General features: G+C 68.4%; 2 protein-coding genes. One reads left to right on the top strand and one right to left on the bottom strand.

The window, feature by feature from the left end; translation table 11 throughout:
* Window positions 1-353 (bottom strand): DNA-3-methyladenine glycosylase (locus tag VGV60_05655; GenBank protein HEV8700738.1); only part of this gene is annotated, 353 nt, incomplete at its 3' end.
* A 336-nt stretch (window positions 354-689) separates the two neighbouring features.
* Here VGV60_05655 and VGV60_05650 point away from each other — a divergent pair.
* Window positions 690-2,660 (top strand): DUF222 domain-containing protein, encoded by a 1,971-nt coding sequence (locus VGV60_05650; GenBank protein HEV8700737.1) that lies wholly within the window; start codon window positions 690-692, stop codon window positions 2,658-2,660.
* The last annotated feature ends 305 nt before the right edge of the window (window positions 2,661-2,965 follow it).

The following is a 2,965-nucleotide window of genomic DNA, read 5'->3' as shown; positions in this document are numbered from 1 at the left end:
ACGTTCAGGCAGTGGTGCATCCCGTAGACCATATAGATGTAGGCGCGCCCCGCCTCCCCGAACATCGGCTCGGTCCGCTCCGTCCGCCCCTTCGACGCATGGCAGGCGAGATCCAGCATCCCGTCGTACGCCTCGACTTCGACGATTCGTCCTGAGAGCCGCCCGCCCCGGGGAGACAGCTCGGGCAACTTCTCGCCCGCCGGCGAGTCATCCTCTTGTTCGCGGACCAGGACCATGCCGAGAAGATCGCGCGCGACCTCGAGGACCGGCCTGTCGTAGAACACGCCGGGCAGAATGCGCGCGCCGGCGCGTCGCGAGGACGGGGCACGTGATGATGCCGATGGGGTGCTCATCCCGGGTCGATCGCTCCAATCGTGAGTCTTCTCATAGTACACGTCCTTGTCTTCTCGGAGACTCTCGATCGGGTTGCGTCGTGTTCGCGATGAAATGGAAAATCCTGAAAATAGTTGTTGCATCTCGACTCTGATTTGTGTATCTTACACTAAGCGCGAATCGACCTCCGTCCCCGCGCTTCGCGCCCGTGGTCGTCGACTTCAAGCACCGATCCATCCATGCGAAGCCCGAGCGTGCGCACCGATACCTGCCGCAGAGCCGACGTCCCGACTCCTCTCGGTCCAGCCGTCGCCACAGCCTCGCCTGACTGTGGCGCGGCGACACAACGGGAGACCGTGCGCCTGGCCCACGGGCAACCGACCGTCCCCGAGCCGCTCCTGGAGCCGGTTTGGGAAAACGACCGGCGCCACGTCATGAAGGACCTGGCGGCCTTCCTGCTCGACCGCCACCTGCGCCGCCTCGGCGCGATGCGCAACCCGATCGAGCTGCGCCTCGCCCGCCTGCTCGCCCGCCTGCAGGAGCGCTCCGGCTATCTCGAGCTCGGTTTCGCGCGCCTGTCCGACTATGTGATCGAGCGCCTGGGGATCTCCGTGCGGCGGATGCAGGCGCTCGTGCAGCTGGATGGCCGGATCGGGAACCTCCCCCTGACTTCGGCGGCCTTCGCGCGCGGGCGGGTCTCGTCGAGCCAGCTCCGGCTTCTCCTCCGCGTGACGACGCCCGAGACCGAAGCGGCGTGGCTGGAGAAGGCGGCGCGCCTGAACGTCCGGTTGCTCGAACGCGAGGTGGCCGCCGCCTCGGCCACACCGCCGGCGGGGGGCGACCCGGCACAACAGGCCGGCCTTGCTGCGCAGTCGTCCGATGACCCTTCGCAGGCTGCCGTCGGCCCTCGACGAAGTGACACCCATGTGCCGGACGACGAAGACGAACCGGGGCGCCCCGTCTCCTTCGAATGCCCGGATCTGGTCCGCGCGCAGTGGGAATGGGCCGTCGAGATCTGCCGGCGGGCCTCGGGCTCGACCGAGCCTCTGTGGCGCTGCGCCGAGTATATCGCGGCCGATTTTCTCTCCGGCGTCCCCAACCTGCCGGCGCGGCTCGCCGGAGCCGCGGGCGGGCAGGCGGACGGCGGCCGGGTGGACGGTGCGTTCGGCCCTGCCGTTCCGTCGAGCGCGGAATGTCGCGGGCCGGCGCCCGCCCCTGACCACGACTTGGGAACCGACCTCTTCGAGGAGGTCCTGCGCGGCTACGAAGAAGAACACGGCCCGCGCGGCTGGGCGCCGTCCGCCGATGGTCTCGACGTGGTCCTCCCCGATTCGGTCCGGGACGACCCGGACGACGGCGCGCGCGAGCTGGACCGCAAGCTCCGGGAGCTCGTCCGTCTCCGGCAGGGGCTCGCCTGGCAGCAGGGCCGGCTCCTGGCCACCTTCTCCACCCTGGATCTGCACCGCGCCCTCGGATTTCTGTCATTCGGACGGTACTGCCGCGAACGGGCCGGCTTGGGGATCCGCCGGGCACGGCAGCTCATCGCACTCGACCGGCGCCTCGTCGAGTTGCCCAACCTGGCCAAGGCCTACAGGGAAGGCGAAGTCTCGTGGGTGAAGGTCGCGGCGGTCACCCGCGTCGCGGACGAGTCGTCGGAGCAGGCGTGGATTCAGATGGCCCGCTCGGTCACCTTCCGGCGGCTGCGCGAGGAGACGGCGGTCGTGGCCTTCCGGCTCGAGACCGGCCAGCCGCCAGACAACTGGAATCATCCAGCTTGGCGGCCGGGGCGGTTCACGCAGCCGGACGGGGTCTCGACTTCGGGAGACGTGCAGATCGATTCCCCCTGGAGGGTCGGGAGGACTCCGTGGTCCAGCGCCAACGGCGGAGTGCAAAGGTGTGCGCCCTCGGCTGGCGAAGGCGAGGTGCAAACGTGTGCGGGCCCAACGACCGGGGACGGGGTGCAAATGTGTGCGTCCTCACGGTCGCGTGTCCGCTTCTGGGCCCCCGACGACGTGGCCGCCCTCTGGCAGCACGCCCTGAACGTCTGCCGCTTGGTCGAAGCGGGGCGGATCGAGGCAGAACCGGTCGAGAGTACGCCTCTCGAAGACTGGGAGTGCGTCGCCCGGATGATCGCCTCGTTCCTGCACACCTGGGACATCAGCGGCGACCCGAAGTGGGGGGCGGCAACGAGGACGACAACCTGGCGGTGCTCTGCGCCACGCACCACCTGCAGGGGATCCATGCCGGACGGCTGCGCTGCCGAGGGTCCTGCGAGGGGAACCTGCTCTGGGAATTCGGCGCCGGCCATGGCGGGGCGCCGATCATGACGACCGTCGAGGAGGTCATCCAGGGCTCCGCGGATGACTGCGAGGACAGTAGCCGGGAGAACCTGGAGCATGCAGATGCCGCCAGCCGCTTCAACGTCTCGGGATCTGCTTGTGGACCAACCCGGATCGAGACATCTGGCTCGGGGCAGGACGCTCGGGATCGATTTTGGGCCACTTCGGGGGAGTAACCGATGAAGTGTGAATATGACGGTGATTTCAGCAAGAGTGACCGGAAGGCCATTTATGACGTCAACACCCATGGGTGGCACGTGCAGATCGTCTTGCCGGACGGCGCGAACCCCGGC

Source organism: Candidatus Polarisedimenticolia bacterium, from assembly GCA_036001465.1.
In the GTDB taxonomy this organism is placed as follows: domain Bacteria; phylum Acidobacteriota; class Polarisedimenticolia; order Gp22-AA2; family Gp22-AA2; genus Gp22-AA3.
This window is presented reverse-complemented; position numbering and strand designations above follow the sequence as displayed.